This is a genomic window from Carnobacterium sp. TMP28, from assembly GCF_047553015.1.
Lineage (GTDB): Bacteria > Bacillota > Bacilli > Lactobacillales > Carnobacteriaceae > Carnobacterium_A.
This window is the reverse complement of record NZ_CP180212.1, coordinates 1,475,185-1,493,770: the sequence shown is the minus strand read 5'-3', so window position 1 is coordinate 1,493,770 and position 18,586 is coordinate 1,475,185. Positions and strand designations below refer to the sequence as shown.

General features: G+C 36.1%; 18 protein-coding genes and 1 riboswitch. Of the genes, 17 read left to right on the top strand and 1 reads right to left on the bottom strand.

What is annotated here, in order from left to right:
- The first annotated feature begins 15 nt into the window (after nt 1–15).
- Genes ACMHYH_RS07125 through ACMHYH_RS07110 form a run of 4 tightly spaced genes read left to right on the top strand, consistent with a single transcriptional unit; the run spans nt 16 to nt 3,058 of the window.
- A complete protein-coding gene (locus tag ACMHYH_RS07125) occupies nt 16–669 on the top strand; it encodes a riboflavin synthase (RefSeq protein WP_414838719.1) in 654 nt (217 codons plus the stop codon).
- An 18-nt stretch (nt 670–687) separates the two neighbouring features.
- Nucleotides 688–1,887, top strand: coding sequence for a bifunctional 3,4-dihydroxy-2-butanone-4-phosphate synthase/GTP cyclohydrolase II (locus tag ACMHYH_RS07120; protein WP_414838718.1), 1,200 nt, complete (start codon nt 688–690; stop codon nt 1,885–1,887).
- Between the two features lie 34 nt (nt 1,888–1,921).
- On the top strand, nt 1,922–2,383 hold the full coding sequence (gene ribE, locus ACMHYH_RS07115) for a 6,7-dimethyl-8-ribityllumazine synthase (protein ID WP_414838717.1): 462 nt from the start codon (nt 1,922–1,924) through the stop codon (nt 2,381–2,383).
- A gap of 9 nt (nt 2,384–2,392) precedes the next feature.
- On the top strand, nt 2,393–3,058 hold the full coding sequence (locus tag ACMHYH_RS07110) for an HAD family hydrolase (protein ID WP_414838716.1): 666 nt from the start codon (nt 2,393–2,395) through the stop codon (nt 3,056–3,058).
- Between the two features lie 42 nt (nt 3,059–3,100).
- Here the strand turns inward: ACMHYH_RS07110 and ACMHYH_RS07105 are convergent, their stop codons facing one another.
- A complete protein-coding gene (locus tag ACMHYH_RS07105; RefSeq protein ID WP_414838715.1) occupies nt 3,101–4,069 on the bottom strand; it encodes a Gfo/Idh/MocA family protein in 969 nt (322 codons plus the stop codon).
- Between the two features lie 118 nt (nt 4,070–4,187).
- Here ACMHYH_RS07105 and ACMHYH_RS07100 point away from each other — a divergent pair, with 118 nt between their 5' ends.
- From ACMHYH_RS07100 to ACMHYH_RS07040, 13 genes are all read left to right on the top strand, one after another.
- On the top strand, nt 4,188–4,778 hold the full coding sequence (locus tag ACMHYH_RS07100) for a hypothetical protein (protein ID WP_414838714.1): 591 nt from the start codon (nt 4,188–4,190) through the stop codon (nt 4,776–4,778).
- Between the two features lie 201 nt (nt 4,779–4,979).
- A complete protein-coding gene (locus ACMHYH_RS07095) occupies nt 4,980–5,807 on the top strand; it encodes a D-alanyl-D-alanine carboxypeptidase family protein (protein WP_414838713.1) in 828 nt (275 codons plus the stop codon).
- Nucleotides 5,808–5,830: 23 nt separating this feature from the next.
- On the top strand, nt 5,831–6,487 hold the full coding sequence (locus tag ACMHYH_RS07090) for a glycoside hydrolase family 73 protein (protein ID WP_414838712.1): 657 nt from the start codon (nt 5,831–5,833) through the stop codon (nt 6,485–6,487).
- 252 nt (nt 6,488–6,739) lie between these two features.
- Nucleotides 6,740–7,450 carry a hydrolase gene (locus tag ACMHYH_RS07085; protein ID WP_414838711.1) on the top strand — a complete coding sequence of 237 codons (711 nt, stop codon included), beginning with the start codon at nt 6,740–6,742 and terminating at the stop codon, nt 7,448–7,450.
- 58 nt (nt 7,451–7,508) lie between these two features.
- Nucleotides 7,509–9,560, top strand: a complete 2,052-nt coding sequence (locus ACMHYH_RS07080) for a penicillin-binding transpeptidase domain-containing protein (protein WP_414838710.1) — start codon at nt 7,509–7,511, stop codon at nt 9,558–9,560.
- Nucleotides 9,561–9,818: 258 nt separating this feature from the next.
- Nucleotides 9,819–11,144 (top strand): hemolysin family protein, encoded by a 1,326-nt coding sequence (locus ACMHYH_RS07075; protein ID WP_414838709.1) that lies wholly within the window; start codon nt 9,819–9,821, stop codon nt 11,142–11,144.
- Between the two features lie 180 nt (nt 11,145–11,324).
- Nucleotides 11,325–11,423: riboswitch (purine riboswitch) on the top strand.
- A gap of 130 nt (nt 11,424–11,553) precedes the next feature.
- On the top strand, nt 11,554–12,141 hold the full coding sequence (locus ACMHYH_RS07070) for a xanthine phosphoribosyltransferase (RefSeq protein ID WP_414838708.1): 588 nt from the start codon (nt 11,554–11,556) through the stop codon (nt 12,139–12,141).
- Nucleotides 12,134–13,468, top strand: coding sequence for a nucleobase:cation symporter-2 family protein (locus ACMHYH_RS07065; protein ID WP_414840363.1), 1,335 nt, complete (start codon nt 12,134–12,136; stop codon nt 13,466–13,468). Before ACMHYH_RS07070 ends, ACMHYH_RS07065 begins: the two co-directional genes overlap by 8 nt.
- 174 nt (nt 13,469–13,642) lie before the next feature.
- Nucleotides 13,643–14,200, top strand: coding sequence for a DUF2179 domain-containing protein (locus tag ACMHYH_RS07060; protein WP_414838707.1), 558 nt, complete (start codon nt 13,643–13,645; stop codon nt 14,198–14,200).
- Between the two features lie 70 nt (nt 14,201–14,270).
- Complete coding sequence (purK, locus tag ACMHYH_RS07055) at nt 14,271–15,416, top strand: 5-(carboxyamino)imidazole ribonucleotide synthase (RefSeq protein WP_414840362.1); 1,146 nt, start codon at nt 14,271–14,273, stop codon at nt 15,414–15,416.
- 18 nt (nt 15,417–15,434) lie between these two features.
- On the top strand, nt 15,435–16,727 hold the full coding sequence (gene purB, locus ACMHYH_RS07050; RefSeq protein ID WP_414838706.1) for an adenylosuccinate lyase: 1,293 nt from the start codon (nt 15,435–15,437) through the stop codon (nt 16,725–16,727).
- A 103-nt stretch (nt 16,728–16,830) separates the two neighbouring features.
- Complete coding sequence (locus ACMHYH_RS07045; RefSeq protein ID WP_414838705.1) at nt 16,831–17,727, top strand: DMT family transporter; 897 nt, start codon at nt 16,831–16,833, stop codon at nt 17,725–17,727.
- 108 nt (nt 17,728–17,835) lie between these two features.
- Nucleotides 17,836–18,483, top strand: a complete 648-nt coding sequence (locus tag ACMHYH_RS07040) for a GntR family transcriptional regulator (protein WP_414838704.1) — start codon at nt 17,836–17,838, stop codon at nt 18,481–18,483.
- The last annotated feature ends 103 nt before the right edge of the window (nt 18,484–18,586 follow it).

Genomic DNA, 18,586 nt, shown 5'->3' with positions numbered 1-18,586 from the left:
ATGGGAGGAAAGCAGATGTTTACTGGGATTATTGAAGAAATTGGAACGATTAAATCAATTAAAAAAGGTGAAAAAAGTTCAGCACTGACTATCAAAGGCCCAAAAGTGATACAAGGGACTCGGATTGGAGATAGTATTTCAACTAATGGTGTCTGCTTAACGGTGACAAAAATAGAAAATGATTCTTTTGAGGCGGACGTGATGTCTGAGTCTTTAAAAAGGACAACTATTGGCGAATTAACTTCTGGTAGCTCTGTCAATTTAGAACGAGCGCTAAGTCTAGAGACAAGACTAGGAGGACACATGGTCAGTGGCCATATCGATGGAACTGGAAAGATAAAAGCTTTCAGGCAGGATGATAATGCCGTATGGATTACGGTTGAAGCAAGTTCGGATGTATTAAAATACATTATTGAAAAAGGTTCGATAGCGATTGATGGCGTTAGTCTAACTGTCGTATTAGTAGACGATCAGTCGTTTCAAGTTTCCATTATACCGCATACAAGCGAAGAAACGGTGCTATTGACTAAGCAACCAGGTGATAAAGTGAATCTCGAATGCGACATGATTGGAAAGTATGTTGAAAAGTTGTTAGGACTAAGTTCAAAAGAACCGATTAAAGAAACTAACGTAACACATGGATTTTTAAAAGAAAATGGGTTCTATTAGGCCAGGATGGAGGACAGAATGTTTAATACTATTGATGAATTACTAAATGAGTTAAAAGCAGGAAAAAATATTTTATTAGTAGACGATGAAGACCGAGAAAATGAAGGGGATATTATCTGTGCAGCTGAATTTGCGACTACAGAAAATGTGAATTTTATGGCTCGCTATGCTAAAGGACTTATTTGCATGCCAATGAGCAAAACCTACACTAAGAAATTGGCATTGCCACAAATGATTCAAGACAATACGGATAACCACCAAACAGCGTTTACTGTTTCAGTAGATCATCTAGATACAACCACGGGCATCTCAGCAGCTGAGCGCTCACTAACGGCGATGAAACTAGTTTCGGATGAGGCAAAACCAACTGATTTCAGAAGACCAGGCCACATGTTTCCGTTAGAAGCGGTTGATGGGGGCGTGTTAGCTAGAAATGGGCACACTGAAGCAACGGTTGATTTGATGCAATTAGCAGGTTTGAAACCAGTCGGATTGTGTTGTGAGATTCTTAAAGAAGATGGCACAATGGCTAGAAGAAATGATTTAATGGCCTTAGCCAAAGAACACGAGTTAAAAATAGGAACGATTGCTGACTTAATTGAGTACCGTAAAAATAAAGAACAAGTCATCTTTAGGCAATCTAAAGCACAACTGCCAACAAAACATGGTGAGTTCGAAATCTATGCTTATGAGCACGCTGTTACAGGTGAACACCATGTTGCTTTAGTAATGGGGGATGTTAGTGATGGCAAGCCAGTTTTGTGTCGCATTCATTCTGAATGTTTAACAGGTGATGTATTTGGTTCTAAAAAATGTGACTGTGGCCAACAGCTAGATGCGGCAATGGAACAAATTGCAAAAGAGGGTCGTGGTATTTTAGTGTATATGCGCCAAGAAGGTCGTGGTATCGGCCTAGTGAATAAAATTAGAGCATATGCTCTTCAAGACCAAGGGCACAATACGATTGAAGCTAATGTAGCACTTGGTTTCCCTGCTGATTTGAGAGAGTATTATGAGTCTAAACAAATCTTTGATGATTTATCCGTTTCACACTTGCGCTTGATGACGAATAACCCATTAAAAGTAGAAAGTATGGAAAAATACGGACTAACAATTGTTGAAAGAGTGCCGCTGCAAGTAGAAGCGCAACTAGAAAATAAGGCCTATTTAAAAACCAAGCAAGAAGAAATGAATCATTATCTAAATTACCAAGTGTAATAAAAAATAACAATTAAAAAATGGAGGAATTATAATGAACGTATTCGAAGGACAATTAATCGCGAAAGATCTAAAAATAGGGATTGTAATTGCACGCTTTAACGAATTTATAGGGTCAAAATTATTAAGTGGAGCACTAGACGGCTTGAAAAGACACGGTATGTCAGAAGAGGATATTGAAATTGCTTGGGTACCAGGAGCTTATGAAATTCCATTAGTTGCACAAAAAATGGCAACTTCAGGTAAGTATGATGCGATTATTACGTTAGGAGCAGTAATCAAAGGCGCTACGTTACACTATGAGCTGGTCTGCTCAGAAGTCACAAAAGGAGTTGCTACAGCCTCAATGAATACTGGCTTACCAATAATATTTGGTGTCTTAACGACAGATAGTATTGAGCAAGCTATTGAGCGTGCCGGTACTAAGTCTGGTAATAAAGGCTATGAAGCAGCTGTTTCAGCTATTGAGATGGCGAACTTACTGAAAGAAATGTAAGGTTTAATCATGGATAAAGCGAGATTAAAAGCTATACGAACACTCATTTTTGATTACGATGGGACGTTACACGATAGTAGGCAGAACTATATTGCTGCTTTTAAACGGGCCTATCGTTATTTGGTAGCGCACCAAAAAGCTAAACCAAGAGAATGGCAAGATGATGAGATAACGAAGTGGCTAGGTTATAGTAGCAAAGAAATGTGGGAGAACTTTATGCCAGATTTAGCTAAAGAGTATCAACTAGCTGCTTCAAAAATAATAGGCGAAACGTTACTAGAAAAGGTCCTTTTAAAAGAAGCGAAACTGTATCCAGAAGCCTTAGAAACATTGGATAATCTAAAAAGTAAGGGATACAACTTAATTTTTTTGAGTAACTGTAGCGAAGCCTATATGCAAGCACATCAAGAAACATTTCAATTAGATCGTTACTTCGATGAGATGTACTGCAGTGAACAATTTAATTTTATACCTAAATATGAAATCGTTACGTTGATTAAGAGTGAATGGCAAGAAGAGTACCTTGTGATTGGTGATCGTATTCATGATTTGGAAATTGGGTATTACCATCAATTGATTACAATAGGCTGCACTTATGGCTTTGGCACAAAAGCAGAAATGCAACAATCTGATATAAGGATAAACAACATTCAAGAATTACAAGAATTACTATAGAAAAATATTCCGACCTACTAAAATAAGTAGGTCGGAATATTTTTATTCAAAATCAAACGTTAATCCCCATTTTTTTCTAAGAGTATCCATTATGTCCATCACATCATGGGTCAACGTTAATGAGCTGGTGTCTTTTTTAGTGCGAACGTTTTCGTTAAAATGAGAAATTTCGTAATTCAAAGCTTGAGTAGTGTCACCGGCTTGAATGCGCTCGACAGACCCATCAGAATAAGTTAGGGTAGCCTCATCAGCCCTCGGGAAATCAGTAACCGTAAAATAACCATGTTCAAAAGCAACAATCCCTTGTTTAGGCATCTTAGCTCTAAACGCAATAGCAATAGTGGCGAGTTCGTTTTCAGCGTTTTTTAAGAGGATTCCAGCCTGCTCATCTACTCCGGTTTCAAAAAAGTTAACGGTTGTTAGAACTTCATTGGGCTGACTGGATAAAAAGAAACGAGCGAACGATAAAGCATAGGTTCCAATATCTAATAAAGCACCACCAGCAATGGCTTTATTAAAGAAACGATTCGTTGGATCCGCTTCTTTTAGACTGCCAAAAGAGACTTGAATCATGTTTAATTTACCAAGTGAGCCATCAGCCATTCTTTTCTTCAGTTCTTGATAAAGTGGCATATGATAAATAGTCATAGCCTCCGCTAAAATCAAGTCTTTTTCTTTAGCAAGATTCATAGCAGCATCTAGTTGCTTGGTATTCATAACAATGGCTTTCTCACAAAGGACATGCTTGCCATGTTCTAGGCTCTTCATAATAAGATCTGCGTGATGACTATGAGGAGTCGCAATATAAACCACATCGATAGCAGGATCATCCAGTAGTTCATCATAACTGCCATAAGCTTTTTCAATCCCAAAGGTCGTTGCGAATTGTTTAGCTTTTTCGATTGAGCGAGACCCAACTGCATAAAGTTGTGCATCATCAGCTGCAAAAGTTGCAGCGAAACTTGTAGCAATAGACCCTAATCCTAAAATACCCCAATGCAATTTTTTCATTTTTATTCCTCCTTTATCCTTAGATAGAAACTTCTTTATCTTCTTTCATTGTAGCAAGCCAAAGAAGTGGACGCAATGAGAAGCCTTACACTTTTGTTTTAAAGCTGTTACGTGTAAAATGGAAGTAGCACTTATTCTATCAATGAAGGACATGACAATGAGAGGGGAATGCATCATGCAAGAAGCACTTATCCAGATTGTTTTATATACCATAAAGGAAAATTATCATACTGAGAAAGACTTTTACTCTAGTCAATTATCCATTAGCCAAGAAAATTGGCAACGATGGAAAGAGGGTGAGATTAGTCTGAAACCAAAAGATGAACAGGCTATCATAAATTTATTTACAGATTATGAGTGGATGTTGGTCCAAAAGGTTATCCGAAATGCAACGTTCTTTCCAGAGGTAGAAACGCATCCCGTCGAAGAATACTTGGGAATAAAATTCCACGTAGCTAAAAAATGGGTGAACAGTGGTGCGGCTGAGCTAGCGTTTCAACAAGAGAATGAAAAAGAAACAATCAGTCAACACCGTAAAAAGAATAGTACGGTCCTTAAAATTGATATGAACTATGATTTTTGGAGTTACAAAGACCGGATTGAATTGAGTCTACCAGGTATTATCCAACAGCAAATTGAAACTGAAAAACAAGATTTATTAGAATGGTTTAAAGAAAATATTGAAGATCATTATACAGTTCAAGAATAAAGTCGATAAAGGGTTTAAGAGGATGGGGCAAAAGCTCTATCCTTTTTTGTCTGATTCGTTAAAAATAAAAGAAGGCCTGTTTTTTATGACGGTTTTATTAATAAATGTTATTATAAGAGAGAACAAAAAAATCCTTGTTTTAATTAAGAAAAAACAGGTTTTTATTTTTGCTACTAGTAAAAAGAACGGAGTATGACTGAAATGAACTATAAAAAAATAGCAGGCAGTCTTTTGATTTTAACAACGATTACAGGTTGCGGATTAATAGAAGAAACTTTTTATAATACTTCTGATGAATCCAGTAAATCTGAAACGTCACTAGACAATCAATCGATAGCTGCAGATTCTTCTATTCAAGCCTTAACACCAGAAGAAGAACACCAACTAAAAGAAAAAGAAGAACGCCAAATGATGTTAGATGAGTTACCTAATGTAGCTGTTTCTGATTGGAATTTACTATTGGTCAATAACTCTCAGTTGATTGATCCTACTCTTGACTTGCCTTTAACTATTTTACCAAATGGATACATGATTGATGAACGTATAGAACAAGAGTATGAAAATTGGTTGAAGAAAGCTGCTGAGGCTGGTTTTAAGATTGTTTTAGTTTCCAGTTACCGGTCAGTTGATCTGCAACAAAAAAATTATGATAGCAGCATTCAGCGTTATGTAGGACAAAATTATACCCAAGAAGAAGCTATTAAAGAAACTGAAAAATATATTGCTATTCCAGGGGGCAGCGAACATCACACTGGCTTAGCTGTTGATATACTGGATTCAGAATGGTCAGAAACTGGACAAGGACTAATACCTGAATACGACACACAAGCTTCTCAGCATTGGTTAGTAGACAACATGACTGATTATGGCTTCATTTTGCGTTTTCCAAAAGGAAAAGAAGCAGAGACGGGAATTAATTATGAGTCATGGCATTTTCGTTATGTTGGCATTGAAAATGCTAAATACATCGAAAAATATGACCTATCTTTAGAAGAGTACATTGAATTACTAAAAGAAGCTGGAAAATAAATTAAAAGGAAAGACGTGAGAAGTTGGGTAAAAAGAAACCAGTAAAAAAGTATGCTTCTTCAAAAAATAAAAAGAACCGTCTTTTTATTTTTTGGTCATCTCCTAGTTTTGTATTGGTTAGTTTGTTTGCAGTTTGTCTAATTTTTTTTAGTGCAATCGCTTTGTTAGGGTCAAAAAAACCAACCGGAAGCTTAGATTCGTCCTTAGCGATAAGCAATACGAGTGAAGAACAATTTATTAGCCAAACAGCTGAATATGCCAAAAAATTAAAAGAAACATATGGTATTCTTCCAAGTATTAGCATTGCGCAGGCTATTTTAGAATCTGATTGGGGCAAAAGCGAACTCTCAGTAAAATACAATAATTTTTATGGTATTAAAGGCAGTAATCCTGATCAAACAACGGTCATGAATACGAAAGAATTTGTTAATGGAGAATGGATTGAAATAAAAGCACCATTTAAAGTATATGAGAGTTGGCAAGAGTCGATGGATGAACATGCCAGACTACTCGTTTTTGGAACCACTTGGAATACCAATCAATACGCAACAGTCTTAGCAGCAATAAATTACAAAGATGCCGCATTTGCTTTGCAAAAAAGTGGGTATGCTACTGATCCAGAATATCCGATAAAGCTAATTGCTTTAATTGAACAATACAACTTAAACCAGTATGATTAAGTAACGAGAGTTTTTACTAGTGTTCCAATATTTAGCCGAGTTTAGAAGAAAAATGACTCGATTTGTCTATTAAGAGAGAGATTCAACTGAGTGAAACTAAAATGAGTCTTCACTTATCTATTTATGTGTAAAAATAGGCAAGTTGAGAATAAGGAATCAAGCACTTGTCCAAATTCCAATAGAATTCATAAAAAGACGCCAAGCTTTAAAAAACGAGTAAAAAAGGGTTAAAGATACTAGGAGGTTAAATAAATGGAGGAACGCATTAAAAAGAAAGTTCCAAAAATTACAACAGATTTGAGAAGAGATTACATTAAAGTACCTGAGATTATTCGCAAAGCGAGTGGGATTGTCATTAATGGCAAACGAATTCGCTCATTTATTTTTACAACAGATATTGCTATTATTATGAATAATAATGCAGATGCAATAATAGCTGTCTACCCGTTTACACCTCATCCAGCCGTTGTTAATGGTATCACAACGGTAGCGAATATGCCTGTTGTTGCAGGAGTTGGTGGAGGGTTAACTCACGGCCCTAGATCGTCTAATATTGCTCTATTTGCTGAAGCACACGGCTGTATCAGTGTCGTATTAAACTCACCGACACCTTTAAGTACGATAAGTGAGGTAAACGGTATAGTTGATATTCCAATTATTCTAACAGTCGTTTCGGAATTTACAGACATTCAAGAAAAACTAGATGCTGGAGTTGATATTGTAAATATCAGTGGTGCAGCGAATACCGCTAATATCGTCAGAGAAGTCCGTCAAGCATTCCCAGAACTACCGATTATAGCAACAGGTGGACCGACTCTAGAAAGTATCCAAAGAACAATAGAAGCAGGAGCTAATGCGATTACGTATACACCGCCAAGTAATGGAGAATTGTTTAGCAAGAAAATGAAGAAATACCGTATAGAAGAAGAAGAAAAGGCTGAAGATTCAGAACATCATGCATAAAAATAACGTAAAAAATCTACTGGCTTTATTCTAAAAAAATAAAAAAGGAGGCAAATGAGTGGAAACAATAAGACGCAATAAAAAGAAAAAGCAACCAACATGGAAGATAGTTGTTGCACTTAGTCTAATTCTCGTCACACTTATTGGTGCAGGAGCAGGATACTATTTTTGGTCAAAACAAAAGGATGAAAAAGCAGCACAACAAACGGTTGACTCGTATGTTAATGCTTTAGAAAAGCAAGATTACTCAAAATTAAGTCAGTTGGTCTCACAAAAGTCACTAGAAAAAATAAAGTACACTAAAGAAGCACTAAAGGAGCGCTATGAAGCAATCTATGGTGGAGTGGGTGTTTCAGAGGTAACGGTTTCTGATGTGGAGTCTATCTTAAACAAAGACAAAGATCGATATGATGTTGCCTATAAGATGCAAATGACGACTTCTTTAGGGAAATTAGAAACACAAGCATATGTCACGACTATGAGTAAAGAAAAAGAGAACTATCGAGTGAATTGGAGCACAAAACTCATTTTTCCCGATCTTGAGTTAAAAGACAAAATTAGTTTAACGACAACGATTGGCGAGCGTGGAGACATTCTTTCAAAAGATGGTTCTCCCTTAGCAACAGAAGGAAAGTTCTGGGATGCTGGGTTATACCCTGAGGTTTTAGGCGAAGGAATAGAAAAAAGCAAAAAATTAGCTGTTATTAGTGAAAAATACAGTATCCCAGTAGAACAACTAGAAAATAAGCTAGCTGCTGAATGGGTTTTACCAGAAAGCTTTGTGCCTTTTAAAGTTGTAAGAGATGGAGAAACTCCCGAAGTACCAGGAGTACTTTACCAAGAAAAAACCCTTCGTACGTATCCACTGAACGAAGCCGCAGCACATCTGATTGGGTATGTTGGAGAAACAACAGCAGAAGATAGTGAAAAAAATCCAAGCCTACAAGCTGGAGATATTATCGGAAAAGCTGGGCTAGAAGCAGCTTTTAATGAGCGCTTAAGTGGTCAAAAAGGTGGAAGAATCGTTATTAACAACAAAGAAGGTCAGTTAAAGAAAGTCATTCAAGAAATGGAATTAAAAAATGGTGAAGACATTACATTAACCATCAATGCGAAACTTCAAAAAGCAGCTTACGAACAATTAAAAGCTGAAAAAGGCTCAGCTGTTTTTATGGATCCTAAAGACGGCAGTCTGTTGTCACTAGTCAGTACGCCTTCTTATGATGCGAATCAAATGACGATGGGCATCAGTACAAAAGACTACCAAAAGTATACAGATGATATAAAGAATCCTTTCTTATCACGTTTTGCATCAGGGTATGCTCCTGGTTCAACGTTTAAGACAATTACAGCAGCTATTGGATTAGATGCTGGAGTGACAACAGTAGATGAAACCCACAAAATTGATGGCCTAACATGGCAAAAAGATTCATCATGGGGAAATCACTTTATTGTCCGTGTTTCAGATACACCACAAGTAAATTTAGAGTCAGCTTTAGTTTATTCTGATAATATCTATTTCGCTAAAGAAGCTTTAGAAATGGGACAAAAAAAATACGAAGAAGGACTATCTAAGTTTATTTTTGGAGAAAAGCTAGACTTACCAATAGCAATGAATCCAGCTCAGCTATCAAATGATGGAACACTAGCGAATGAAAAATTATTAGCGGATACAGCTTACGGACAAGGTCAACTCTTACTAAATCCTATCCAACAAGCCGTATCGTTTTCAGTTTTTGCAAATGAAGGCCAGTTGATTTATCCTAAATTAACGGTTAATCAAAAAACAGCTGAACCCAAAATGGCTGTGACTGCAGAATCTGCGAATATAGTGAAAAATAAGTTAATTAAAGTCATTGAAAAACCTGAAGGAACGGCGCATAGCCTTGCATCATTGAATAAAAAGAATCTAGCAGCAAAAACAGGAACAGCTGAAACAACTGCATCAGAAGTAGAAGGCGAAGATGCGAATACAAATGGATTTCTTTTAACTTTTGATGCAGAAAATAAGAGCTATCTAATGGTAGCAACGATTGAAGATAAATCAAGTGGAGACGTTACTGCAACGATGAAACCTCTCTTAGGAAAAATAGAAGATCTATTAAATTAAAAGATACTGAGCGCTTTGATTTCTGAGCATTGAGTAAAATAGGAAATAGTAAAGAGGGTGATCGTTACCCTCTCAGCTATTTTTTCTTTTTTAGAACGAATCAGACTGCACAATTCAATGAATAAAATAAAAAAACGACTATTAAAGTTTCTTATTATAAAGCAATAAAAGAAGAAAACTAATTTGCTATGAGCTTTAAATTATGGTATGTTTTTTTTAATCGAAAAAACGCAACTATTAAAAAGGAGACCACTATTTATGAATCCAGACCCCGACAGTCAGTCGATGTTAGGACAAATTTTATTTATCATTGTTCTAACAGGTATCAATGCTTTCTTTGCTTCAGCAGAAATGGCATTCGTATCGTTAAACCAAAGCAAAGTAAGAGAGAAAGCTGCCCAAGGCGATAAAAAGTCAGCTGCAGTATTGAACTTATTAGCAAACTCAGATAATTTTCTTGCAACCATTCAAGTAGCCATCACATTAGCAGGATTTATTTCGAGTGCCTCAGCTGCGACAAGCTTTGCTTCACGCTTGGAACCTTTGTTAACAAACATTCCAGGTGGGAAACAACTAGCAGTTGTATTGGTAACAGTCATTTTATCTTACGTTACGCTTGTTTTTGGTGAGTTATATCCCAAGCAAGTTGCTTTGCAAAAAGCAGAAGAAGTCGCTCGCTTCACTGCTGGACCGATTAGAGTAGCACAAATTATTTTTACACCTTTTGTAAAATTACTCTCATTATCAACGAGTTTATTGAAGAAAATGACACCAATTGATTTCTCTAAACAAGAAGAAAAAATGACTCGTGATGAGTTTCGTTCTTATTTAGAAAATAGCCAAGCAAAAGGTGCGATTGATGTTGATCAATTTACTATGTTAAAAGGTGTTTTATCCATGGATACAAAAATGGCACGTGAGATTATGGTTCCTCGAACCGATACTTTTATGATTGATTATGAGGATGGAACAAAAGAAAATATTCCATTATTATTAGATTGTAGATTTTCACGTGTACCGGTTTATGTATCCGATAAAGATAACATTATTGGTATTGTCCATGTAAAAAACTTGCTAAAAGCTTCAAGAACGACTCAGTTGGATGATATTGATATCAAAGACATCTTAAATCCGCCATTGTACGTACCAGAGACGATCTTTATGGATGATTTGTTGTATGAGTTAAAACGCACACGCAACCAAATGGCTATCTTAAATGATGAGTATGGTGGAGTTGTTGGGATAGCAACCTTAGAGGACTTATTAGAAGAGATTGTTGGCGACATTGACGATGAGTACGATGAAACGTATAGCATGATTCAGACAATAAGCGAGACACGCTATTTAGTAGATGGATCCGCACCTCTTTCTAAATTCAATGAGTTTTTTAATACAACGATAGAATCCAATGATGTGGACTCGATAGCGGGTTTTTTCATCATGCAACACGGCAGTATTCCTCAACTAGGTGAAGAAGCTGCAGTGAACTACGCAGATTACCTCTTTACGGCTAATGATATAGAAGGTTCTAGACTAGTTAACTTATATGTTGATACCATTTCGAAAGAACTAACAAATAATTAACGACCTCATTTTTTAGTAGCCAGTTAACTAAGCATAAAAAAGTTCAAAAATGGGCAACTACATTTTTGAACTTTTTTTTATAACCGAACAATTATCGTGTTTCATATAATAAAGTTCATTAATACTGATAGTTTAATGAGAAGATTAAAAAAACTATTGACGTTTGAAGAGAAAAAAAGTATATTCAATACGACATCAACTTATATAATGCCGAAATAAGGTCGGCAAGTTTCTACCCAGTACCGTAAATACTGGACTATAAGTAAAGAACTAAAAATGAGCTGAATTCAATTGAATTTAGAGGCCTTTTTTAACTTTGCTTTGGTATGAAACAAAGCAAAAGTTAAAAAGGCCTCTTTTTGTTTTCAAAAGAAATAAATCATGTATCTAAAAGAAGGGTAGGATGATAATGAAATTATTAGAAGAACGTATTTTAAAGGACGGCGTTGTATTAGGAGAAGATGTTTTGAAAGTAGATAATTTTCTAAATCATCAAATTGATCCAGTTTTAATGCAGGCCATGGGAAATGAATTTGCTAACTATTTTGCAAATAAAGGCATCACAAAAATTCTAACAATTGAAACTTCAGGGATAGCACCAGCTGTTTTTGCAGGACTAAAATTAGGCATTCCAGTTATCTTTGCTCGTAAGCATAAAAGTCTGACATTAATTGATAATTTATATACTACAAGTGTTCATTCATTCACAAAAGGGGTAACAAACAAAATCACCGTTTCAAGAAATTTTTTAGATGCAACCGATCATATTTTACTAATTGATGACTTTTTAGCAAATGGACAAGCAGCAAAAGGGCTAATTGAGATTTGCCGTCAAGCTGAAGCATCTATTGCTGGGATTGGAATGGTGATAGAAAAATCATTTCAACCTGGGCGCAAAGATTTAGAAGAATTAGGGTATGATATTTTGTCTTTGGCCCGTATTCGTGCATTTGAAAAAGGTGTCGTTAAATTTGTAGAAGAAGAGGAGAATAAATAAAATGTTAACAAACTCAAAAGCAGCGGCTTTAGGATTGCAACATGTGTTAGCTATGTATGCGGGAGCGATTTTAGTTCCTTTATTAATTGGAAGTGCAATTGGATTCAATTCAGAACAAATGACTTACCTCGTATCCATCGATATTTTCATGTGTGGCGTTGCAACAGTATTGCAATTAGTTGTTAACCGCTATTTTGGAATAGGTCTACCCGTTGTACTGGGTTGTGCGATGCAGGCTGTTTCTCCTTTAATATTAATTGGTACAACTAAGAGTATCGGAGCGATGTATGGCTCAATTATTGCTTCAGGAATCTTTATTATTCTGATTGCTGGATTATTTTCAAAAATCAAACGGTTTTTTCCACCGGTTGTGACGGGAACGGTTATTACAGTGATTGGTTTGACCCTTATCCCAGTTGGCATTGAGAAGATGGGCGGTGGAATGAAATCAGCTGCTGATTTTGGTTCAGGCAAGTACTTATTCTTAGCTTTCTTAACTGTTGCGATTATTCTAGGCATTCAATTGTTTGCAAAAGGCTTTATTCATTCATTAGCTATTATTATCGGTTTAATTATAGGGACGATTGTTGGCTCATTTATGGGACTCGTTACCTTAGCTCCAGTAGCAGAAGCAACATGGTTTCATTTTCCACAACCGTTTTACTTCGGGGCACCTATATTTGAGTGGTCTTCTATTTTAACGATGATTTTAATTTCAATTGTTAGTATGGTTGAATCTACTGGTGTTTATTTCGCATTAGGAGAAGTAACTGGTCAAACAATCGAAGAAGAACACTTGAAAAAAGGCTACCGTGCAGAAGGATTGGCCATTATTTTAGGAGGGATTTTTAACACATTCCCTTATACCGCTTTTTCACAAAATGTCGGTTTGGTTCAAATGTCTGGCATTCGCACACGCAAACCTATTTATTTTGCAGCAGGCTTTTTAATGGTTCTAGGACTTGTCCCTAAAATTGGTGCATTTGCTACAATCATTCCTGAACCTGTTTTAGGTGGAGCCATGATGATTTTATTTGGAATGGTTGCGACTCAAGGAGTTAAAATGTTGAGTCAGGTTGATTTAAATGAAGATGGCAACTTAATGATTGTCGCCTTATCGCTAGGACTTGGCTTAGGCGTAACGGTTGTACCAGAACTATTTGCTAACTTACCAGCAGCTGTTCAAACCTTTACAGGAAATGGCATCGTCATGACGAGTGTTACAGCTATCACGCTGAATATTCTTTCTCATCATGGCCGTAAAAAACAAGCAGTTGAAATGGTGGTAGAGGAAGGAAATCTGATAGATTTACCAGAAACCGTTTAATTTATTCTTTAATCGAGTCATCTATTTCTTTAAAAATGAAATTCTCAGCCAAGTGTCACTGTGCTGAGAATTTTTTTACAAAAAATTGAACCAGTTTTACTTGCTATTTTTGGAATGTTTGATAGGCTTATAAAGAAATAGACTATTACACTAACAGATCGGAGATTTTTAAAAATGGATACAAGTTTTCAATTTCTAGGCCTTATATTTATCATTAATTTAGCTTATGTAGCTTTAAATACGATTCGATTTATGCTGACCATGAAAGGGTATCGACTAATTGCCCCCTTTGTTTCAATGGTGGAAATTACTATTTATGTTGTTGGATTGGGCTTAGTTCTTGATCGGTTAGATAACTTTTGGAATATCGTAGCTTATGCACTCGGCTACGGCGTTGGAATCGCTGTGGGCATCCAAATTGAAGAATACCTGGCACTAGGGCACATTATGGTAACGGCTATCGTACCCGATATAAAAAGTGACATCGCTGAAGCTTTAAGAGAGTTAGGCTATGGTGTTACAACGAGTTACGCTTTGGGTAAAGAAGGCGATCGGTTAGTATTAGAGATATTAACTACTCGTAAATCAGAACGAAAACTATACAAACAAATTAGTGAAATTGAATCCAAAGCTTTTGTTATTTCTTATGAACCAAAATATATTAGTGGTGGTTTCTGGACCAAAAAAGTCAAGAAAAGAAGGCGTGCATTAAAACAACGTGGAGAACTTTAAAAAAAAGGCCCTTATTTAGGGATAATTCATGACAGTTTCTGAGTTAACTGATAAACTAGTAAAGAAAAAAATGAGCGAAAAGGTAGTGAGGCAATTGCCAAATATAATTGTTCCTGGGAAAACGATTGGTATTATTGGCGGAGGCCAATTAGGAAGGATGATGGCATTAGCTGCAAAGCAAATGGGATATAAAGTTGGTATTTTATATCCAGAGAAAAATTGTTCAGCTGCACAAGTAGCGGACTGGCAAATTATAGCTGCTCCTGATAATCAAGAGTCATTACTAGATTTCGCAATGAAGTGCGATGTAATAACGTATGAATTTGAAAATATTGATGCAGACAAAATGGAAGAACTAAATAAAACAGTTGCTGTACCTCAGGGGAGTACATTATTAGCTATTGCCCAAGATCGAATATTAGAAAAAGCTTATTTAGAAATGAATAAAGTCAACTTAGCTCCTTATGAGATGATTTTAACAGTAGAAGATATTGAGATAGCCACCAGTTCAATCGGCTTTCCATGTGTGTTAAAAACAATTTATGATGAAAATGAAGAAAAAGGTCAGCGCATTCTCTATGGAGAAGAGGATATTCCAAAATGTGAACTCCTTTTAAAAAAAGGCACTTGTATCTTAGAAGCGTGGATTCCATTTGAACGAGAATTATCGATAGTGATTTCACGAAATGCTGCAGGTAATCTGTCTATATTTCCAACTACTGAAATCGTTCACCGTGACAATCTTTTAGAAGAAACAATTGCACCAGCAAGAGTTTCAGATGAGGTAACTCAAGAGGTCAAACGCATTAGTCAGACCATAGCGGAGGGTTTGGATTTAGTGGGTACGATAGGAATAGAATTATTTTTGACGCCATCTGGTGCGCTATACGTGAGTGAGTTGGTCTCACGTCCTCACAGCTCAGCAAATTATAGCATTGATGCTTGCTCTATGTCTCAATTCGAGACACACATAAGAGCGATTTGCGGTTGGCCTTTACCAGAAATCACCTTGCTTTCAGATGCTGTTTCTATCACTATTTTCGGAGAACAGATGGAAAGTGTAGAAAGACAAATCCACTTGAAACCAAGTTGGCATTTTCATTACTATGGAAAAAATGAAGCAAGAATAGGCCGAATCATGGGCCATGTTACTATCTTGACAAAAAATATTGATAAGACACTTGAAAATATAAGTGATACAGGAATCTGGATTTAAAAAGGGAGTATAAATAAGATGATTGAACGCTATACAAGACCTGAAATGGGCCAATTATGGACAGATGAAAACCGCTACAATACGTGGTTAGAAGTAGAGATACTAGCAGTAGAAGCTTGGGCTGAAAGTGGCGATATCCCTACTAAAGAAGCGGAAAAAATAAGAGCGAATGCAAGTTTCAAAGTGGAACGAATTCTAGAAATAGAAGAAGAAACGCGTCATGATGTTGTTGCATTCACTCGAGCGGTATCTGAATCTCTTGGCGAAGAACGCAAATGGATTCATTATGGACTAACAAGCACCGATGTTGTAGATACTGCTTACGGGTACCAATTAAAACAAGTAAACACGTTGTTACGAAAAGACTTAACAGACTTTCTAGCTATTCTTGCTGAGAAAGCAAAAGAACATAAATACACGGTTATGATGGGTAGAACACACGGTGTTCATGCTGAACCAACCACTTTTGGTTTGAAGTTAGCCCTATGGTATTCAGAAATGAAACGCAATATCGAACGCTTTGATCATGCAGCAAACGGGATAGAAGCAGGGAAAATTAGTGGGGCAGTCGGGACCTTTGCTCACACGCCACCGGCTGTTGAAAAATACGTTTGTGACAAGTTAGGTCTTCGACCACAAGAGATTTCTACACAGATTTTACCACGTGATTTGCATGCCGAATACATGGCAACATTGGCCTTAATAGCAACGAGTATTGAAAAATTCGCAACCGAAATTCGTGGTCTACAAAAATCAGAAACACGGGAAGTAGAAGAGTTCTTTGCCAAAGGCCAAAAAGGTTCTTCTGCTATGCCACATAAACGTAATCCAATTGGTTCTGAAAACGTGACGGGATTAGCACGAGTGATTAGGGGCCATATGGTTACAGCATACGATAACGTGGTTTTATGGCACGAACGAGATATTTCACATTCTTCAGCGGAGCGCATTATTTTACCGGATTCTACTATTTTATTAGATTACATTCTTAATCGTTTTGGCAGTATTATGAAGGACTTGACCGTTTATCCTGAAAATATGCAGCGTAACATGGAGGCTACCTATGGTTTAATCTATAGCCAACGCGTTTTATTAAAGTTAATTGATAAGGGGATGAGCCGTGAAAAAGCTTATGATCTTGTTCAACCTAAAACAGCTATTTCTTGGGAAAGTCAGATTCCATTTCGTCATTTAATTGAAGCAGATCCTGAAATCATGTCTCTTATAACGCTAGTTGAGTTGGATGATGCATTTGATTACCGGTACCATTTGAAAAATGTAGCTGTCCTCTTCGATAGAGTTGGACTATAAAAAAGAATAAAAGAGGAAATAGAAATGGCTAGGCAAGCTATGAATAAACGTCGCCTAAGCTGTTTCTATTTGTCTCATTAAACCACAATAAGGAGGAAAAGGAATGGCAAAAGCAAAAATGAAAGTTGTAACAGCTATGTTGATTTTTGGAACGATTGGGCTGTTTGTTAAAAATATTGGTTTAACCTCAAGTGAAATAGCCCTTTACCGTGGTTTTTTTGGAAGTACGTTCCTTTTGCTTGTTTTATTTTTAAACAAAAAGACTTTATCCTGGGGGAAAATTAAGGGGAATGCTGCTATTCTTTTTTATTCAGGGACAGCTATTGGATTAAATTGGATTTTATTATTTGAAGCTTACCGCTACACAACCATTTCAAATGCAACATTGAGTTATTATATGGCACCTTTATTTGTTGTTTTAGCTTCACCTTTTATTTTAAATGAAAAATTGACTAAATTAAAAATAGGAGCTATTTTTTTAGCATTAATAGGCATGTATTTTATTGTAGAAAAAGGGATATCCAATGGATTAGGATACAATCATTCTTTAGGAATCACTTATGGTATCGGTGCAGCTTTGCTGTATGCGAGCGTAATTTTAGCGACGAAGTTTTTGAAAAATATTGCTAGCTTAGAAACTACGATTGTCCAATTGATGACGGCTTCTTTAGTGCTAGCACCTTATGTTTTCTTAAAAGAAGGGTTTAATATTGCAACCGTCTCTAGTACATCTTTGGCTTATTTATTATTTTTAGGCATTGTTCACACCGGAGTAGCTTATGCTTTATACTTTTCAGCAATGCAAGTTTTAAAAGGCCAGACGATGGCTATTTTAAGTTACATTGATCCTATTTCAGCTGTTGTTTTATCAACGGTATTCTTAAACGAACGTATGACACCTATCCAATTTCTTGGCGGTTTTTTTATCCTAGCAGCAGCATTTTTAAGTGAAAGTAGAGTAGTTGAAAAAATGAAAGCCACTCGTTCGTTGAAAAGTTGATTGAAAAAATCTTTAAAAAAAGATACTATGCTTGTATGTACAAGATGAAGTCTTTATTATTAAAGAAAAGAGGTCAATCAAAGAAACTGACGATAGGTGGATGAAATTATGGCTAAACCCAAAAAATTAGATGAACTGGCTTATCAATACATAAAAGAAAAAATCGATACGAGGCAATGGATGCCTCAAACTCGTATTACTGAGTTAGACTTATCTAAGGAATTGAGTATTAGTCGTACACCTATCCGTCAAGCTTTTCAGCAACTTCAAAAAGAGGGCTTCTTAGACGTAGAGATGTATAAAGGTGCACGCGTTAAAGAACAAAAAATTGAGTCTCGTGGTTCACAAGAAAGATTGGAGTTTATTGAGATGACTCTGATCAACTACTTTCATTCACTCCAAATAAAAGAGATTAGGTTTGACTGTTCTCAAGTTGAAGAAAAATTAATCTGTCTAAAAAAACACCTTAATGAGTCAGAAAAAGAATTTTTAAATTTAGAAGTCCAGTTGATTTATAAAATGCTTGCTTACAATAAAAATAGCTATTTTGTCAGATTAATGATGGATACCATTCGTGAAATACAAACTCAAGACAATCCAGAATACCTCTTGCTAATGAAAAAAAACCGTAATGCAAAAATAACCCATTATGAAAAAATAGTAGAGTATTTGAAAGTAGGAAACTACCCCTTAGCTCGTAAGCAAGTTCGTATCTTAGTTAACCAACTCACACTTAATATTATTCATAATGGATAGAACGAGATAAAATGAAACAAGACAATAAGATAAGAAACCAGATGAACTCTAAAAAAAGTTGAGTTGGTTTCTTATCTTATTTTTGTTTGTAAACAAAAGGAGT